The organism is Actinomycetota bacterium, assembly GCA_030682655.1.
In the GTDB taxonomy this organism is placed as follows: domain Bacteria; phylum Actinomycetota; class Coriobacteriia; order Anaerosomatales; family JAUXNU01; genus JAUXNU01.
In genome coordinates this window covers 1-4,761 of the sequence record JAUXNU010000213.1, presented here as the reverse complement: position 1 = coordinate 4,761, position 4,761 = coordinate 1, and the positions used below count along the sequence as shown (strand labels likewise).

The 4,761-nt window shown below is 64.5% G+C and carries 7 protein-coding genes; all 7 read right to left on the bottom strand.

The genetic code is table 11. The features are described from left to right. Positions 1-241 precede the first annotated feature (241 nt). The 7 genes from Q8K99_14615 to Q8K99_14585 all read right to left on the bottom strand — a co-directional run bounded on the left by Q8K99_14615 (position 242) and on the right by Q8K99_14585 (position 4,477). Complete coding sequence (locus Q8K99_14615) at positions 242-1,135, bottom strand: ATP-binding protein (protein MDP2183781.1); 894 nt, start codon at positions 1,133-1,135, stop codon at positions 242-244. Further along, entirely contained in the window at positions 1,132-2,007 is an 876-nt protein-coding gene (locus Q8K99_14610) for an ATP-binding protein (protein ID MDP2183780.1), read from the bottom strand. Before Q8K99_14610 ends, Q8K99_14615 begins: the two co-directional genes overlap by 4 nt. 41 nt (positions 2,008-2,048) lie before the next feature. Beyond that, the gene (locus Q8K99_14605; GenBank protein MDP2183779.1) at positions 2,049-2,426 is read right to left on the bottom strand and encodes a NifB/NifX family molybdenum-iron cluster-binding protein; all 378 of its coding nucleotides are present in this window, start codon (positions 2,424-2,426) and stop codon (positions 2,049-2,051) included. 29 nt (positions 2,427-2,455) lie between these two features. After that, positions 2,456-2,818 (bottom strand): NifB/NifX family molybdenum-iron cluster-binding protein, encoded by a 363-nt coding sequence (locus tag Q8K99_14600; protein ID MDP2183778.1) that lies wholly within the window; start codon positions 2,816-2,818, stop codon positions 2,456-2,458. A 231-nt stretch (positions 2,819-3,049) separates the two neighbouring features. After that, a complete protein-coding gene (locus Q8K99_14595; GenBank protein MDP2183777.1) occupies positions 3,050-3,484 on the bottom strand; it encodes a PadR family transcriptional regulator in 435 nt (144 codons plus the stop codon). A gap of 132 nt (positions 3,485-3,616) precedes the next feature. Next, positions 3,617-4,051, bottom strand: coding sequence for a molybdenum cofactor biosynthesis protein MoaE (locus Q8K99_14590; protein ID MDP2183776.1), 435 nt, complete (start codon positions 4,049-4,051; stop codon positions 3,617-3,619). Between the two features lie 75 nt (positions 4,052-4,126). Next, positions 4,127-4,477, bottom strand: coding sequence for a hypothetical protein (locus Q8K99_14585; protein ID MDP2183775.1), 351 nt, complete (start codon positions 4,475-4,477; stop codon positions 4,127-4,129). Positions 4,478-4,761: the final 284 nt, after the last annotated feature.

Sequence of the window (4,761 nt, the reverse complement as noted above, 5' to 3'; positions counted from 1 at the left end):
AATCCCCGGATATCAGCATGGTCGATCGCCGATTCCATGTGCCCGCCCGCTTGCATCTACTCAAGGGCGAAGACCACCCTGAGACCCACGAGGTTGACTGGCCATCTCATATCAACGTGATCCGCATGAGCTGCAGGCCGCAGCCCACGGCTCCTACCCGAGGATACCTTGCGGGCGGCCTGTCTGCTCCATGCGGTGGTTCGACAATGCCCTCTGCCGCCGTCCTCGCCTGCGCGCCGTGTTACAGGCCCACTTCGCTCTCCACTGCTCGCCAGGCCCCAACTACTGCTCGCAAACCGGGAGAGCTGTCAGTCACCAAACTACCCGCTCCCGCAGCGAATGCCCTGACCGCATCAGCCAAGGTGGCGTCGAACGGCACTTCTGCGACAAGCGGCAAATCCCTCGAGTCGCACAGCTCGCGGATCCTCGACGCTCCGTCAGCAGAGAGATCGGCCTTGTTCAACACGACGCGCACGGCGAGTCCGAGCCGCGCGGCAACATCGGCGAGGCGATCGAGGTCATGGGCTCCCGATACGGTCGGTTCGGCAACCGCGACGACCATGTCCGTGCTCGCGATCGCCGCGGTCAACGGGCACCCGATACCCGGCGGCCCGTCGATCAAGAGCACGTCGGCGCGATGCCGTTCGGCAGCTTGAAAGCCGAGGCGGCGAACCTCCGTGACGAGCTTGCCCGACAAGTTCTCGCCAGGTCCCAGTTGCCCGAAGGCGATCGGGCCGACGGCGCTTTCGCCCACACACGCCTCACCCGCGGTAGATGGCTTCATCACCACCGCGCCACTGCCGCAAACGATGGCGCAACGTCCACATCCTTCGCAAGCGAACGGGTCAACGACAAACGCGCCAGAGATCCCCTCGGTGATGGCGTCGAAACGGCAGGTCTGCACACACAGGCCACAGGCGACGCAGACGTCGGCATCGATCACTACCCTTGCGCCACCAGGAAAAGCCGTGCACGACACGTCCTTCGCGCGCAGCGCCAGCGGGAGGTTCGATGCCTCAACATCCCCATCCGCCACTGCGACTGCGAGTCGCCGAGAAGCGACGTGGGCGAACACGGCAGTCATAGTCGTCTTGCCTGTGCCGCCCTTGCCGGACGCAACCACGATGCTCTTCATCGCACAACGACCTCGTGTGGGGCTAGGGCTCGCATCGCTTCAGGAAGCGCGGCCAGGATTTGGCTCACTGTAGGCAGAGTGTCGATGATGAGCTCTCCTCGAGCGTAGGTCTCGGCCACCTGTCGATCGAACGGGATACGTGCGAGGATCGGCACATCCCACGCTCTGCACAGGTACTCGATCTCGTCGCCGGCTCCCACATCCCGATTGACGAGGATCCCCATTGGCAGCCGAAGCTCACGGCCGAGCCGTAGGCTTAACTCGAGGTCGTGCAGCCCGAACGGCGTCGGCTCCGCGACCAGCAGGAGGGCGTCAGCTCCACGTACCGCTGCAACTGCCGAGCACGCGACGCCGGGTGGAGCGTCGAGCACGACCAAGTCGGCCGCAATAGCTCGGGCAGCGGAACGGGCCGACCGGATCACTGAGGGCGATTTCACCTGGCCGACGTCGAGCCTGCCGGTCACCAGCACCAAGCGATCCCGTCCTATGACAGGTCCGACCACGACCTCACCCACGCGGCATGGCGCCTCACGAACAGCATCCTGCGGGCAAACGTCCGAGCAGACTCCGCATCCGTGACACAGCTCCTCGAAGACAATCGCGGAGCCTCCCAGCAGGCGCACGGCGCCATAGGCACAGGCGTCTCGGCATCGACCGCAGGCCGTACACCGTGATGTGTCGACTTGGGCCACCAGCACCTCTACGGGCGTGGCCGACACCTCGGCCGAAGACAAGAACAAATGGTCGTTCGGAGCCTCAACGTCGCAGTCTACGAGTACGACCCGTGCCAAGTGCGCCGAGGCGAGAACGCTCATGTTCGTGGCCACGAGCGTCTTGCCCGTACCACCCTTGCAGGAGGCGACCGCAAGCACGAAGGGCGATGGCGCCCCCTCACTTGAGTCAGCGCACACGCCTAGTGGCCGCCGCAGACGTGCCGGGCATCCATGGTCTCAACCGTGCCCGCGAGCACGAGTTTCATGGCGTCCCCGATGCCGGGAGTCTCGCTCTCGAAGTAGACGGCGATGCCGACGTCGTTGAATCCCGCGAGGGGACGCGCGCCCATGCCCGCGGCGATCAGGGCGCTCACGCCATGTGATGCGAGCAGGTTCACCGGCCGCAGACACCCGCCCTCTTCATGCGGTGGGTTCTCGACGATGCGCACCTCGGTGATCTCGCCGTCGACTATGTCGACGAGCGTGAAGCAGTCGCAGTGGCCGAAGTGGCCGGAGCGTTCACCATCGAGACCGCCCTCGCCCAGGGACGGAACCGCGAGCACCATGCGTTCAGACATCCGTGCCTCCTATCGTCGTGCTGTCTTGATCAGGACATACCGGCTTGGGCCTCGCCCTCAGTGAGGCGAGCCAATCTACCCGACTTGAACTCCTCGATCGCACTTCGCACGGTCATGCTCGTACCGTTGTAGCCCGTCACCCCAGCGAGCCGCAGCGCGTTGAACGCCTTGGGACCGAGGTGGCCCGTAATCACCGCTGCCGCCCCGTGTTCGCTCACGACTTCAGCTGCCCCGAGTCCTGCGCCCTGCAGGGCGTCACGATTGGCGCTGTTGTCAATCACTTCGTTCGCGAGCGTGGCGTCATCGACGATGATCAGGTAAGCGGCCCGGCCGAAACGTTCGTCCACGCGGTCATCGAGCGATGGCCCGAGTGCGGAGACGGCCACCTTCATCTGCGACCCCCGTACCGCAATCCCAGGCCCATACCGCGGCCTCGGTCGCGCGCGGCTGCGCGCAGGCCATGTCCGTACCCGCGACCAAACCCCATTCCACCGGGGACGAAACGCCCGATCAAACCCCGCTCATCGGTAGCACACATCCCGCGACCGCCTCCGGTCATCGGTCCTTCGCCTCTCGGACCCGTTCCACTGAAACCAGGCATCTTCCTCCTCCTCCTTCTGACCTCATAGCTTCTCTTGATTGACGTTGAGCGCCGACGAGATGACATCCGCGAGCAGACCCGCCATGCGCTGCCGCTCACGCAGGTGCGCGAGCCAGTCCTCGGCCAGCTCCCTACCTTCCACTGTCAACACGTAGTCCCTGCGCTGTGGGCCGGACTCGCCTTCCACCCAAGCCGAGCTGACGAACCCGTCGTCCTCCAAACGTCTCAGCACGCGATAGAGACCTCCCGCGTCAACCTCAAGCTCGCCGTTCGTCATCTCGCTGATCTCACGACGCAGGTCATAGCCGTGTGCGCCCTTGTTCAGCAGCGCGGCGAGCGCGGCCGGCTCGACGAGCGCGCCACCACCCCCGCCTCCTGCTCGTCGGCAGCAGGGACGATCACCACCGTGCATGATGCCGTGCCCGCGCTGGCCCGCAGGTCCGGGTCCTTGGCCCATGAAGGCCTCCTAGTCGTGCTCCCAGCATGTAGATGTCGCCTACACTATATGTAGGAAACAGCTAACAGTCAAGTCGCGTGGTGAACGCGGCCTCAGAAGCACGATGGAGGGTCAGGCGAGTGCCCCGTGGACTCAGGGCGTCTCTGACTCGGAGACGACCTCTGTCTTGATGAGGGCCACCAGGCGCTGAAGAGCGCTGAAGACGTTCTCCCGGATGTCCCCGGCCACGAGGATGGACATGATGTCGTCGCCTATCGCGAGGAGTCCTTCGTTCACCCACCCGTAGACCGCGAAGACGCCCTCCCAGGTCCGGGCTTCAGCGAGGACCTCATCAAGCCGGCTTCTGTCGACGGTGAGAATCATGGCACCCACGGGCTCGCCAGAGCGCGAGCATCCGCGCACAACGCCTCTATGGGCGAGCATCATGCCGACCGCCTCGGAATCGGGCCGTGCCTTCACCTCGCCGATCCATGTGTTGACGTCGGGGGCAATCATGATGCTCCCATCGTTCGCGATGTGTGTGCGCTGACCGAGGGTCTTGTCTACGTTCTTGGGCGTAACCTGCAACGCTTACGCCTGCTCCCTGCCCGAGTGTAGCTCACACGGCGTTGTCAGGTTGACGCCCGGGTTAGAAAGCACGAATCACCCCGACGCGGCCAGCAGATCGAGTGTCACGTCTCGCGGGAAGCCGAAGTTCATCGCGATGATCGGGGTGCCGCTCAGTTCGACCGAGAGGCCGACGACGTCGATTTCCCCGGAATCGCGCGACCGATGCTGCGCCATGAGCGCGAAATCGTTGAGGGAGCCGAGCATGGAACGGCTGTCGGTGGCCGCATAGACGAACTCCCGTGACCGCTCCACTTCTGCGGCGACCACGCTCTCCGGCACTGCCAGGGCGGACAGGACGGCTCCGAGCGCATCAGGGAAGTTGTGGCCGAGATTGGCGACATCGCGGCCGTGGATCACCACCGGCAGCCGTGACCCGCCACTCATCAACAGGATGAGACGCTTCGGGCCAATCTGGAACGGCTTGGCGTACCAGTCGCCCAGGACCGATGACGACGCGGGCGAGGACTCGACCGCTGGGCCGACCCGGTCGAGCAGCTTGCGGGTGCAGCGTAATACGATCAGCTTGCTCGCCCCCTCGTGGCTTTCTAGTTCTCGGATTCCTAAGTATTAGCGCGTAAGCCGTGGCTCTCGGACATGGTACCATCTCCGTGAGGAGAGGAGGTGCCATGTCCAGAAGAAGCCCGTACGTCATCGAACTCAGCGAGGAA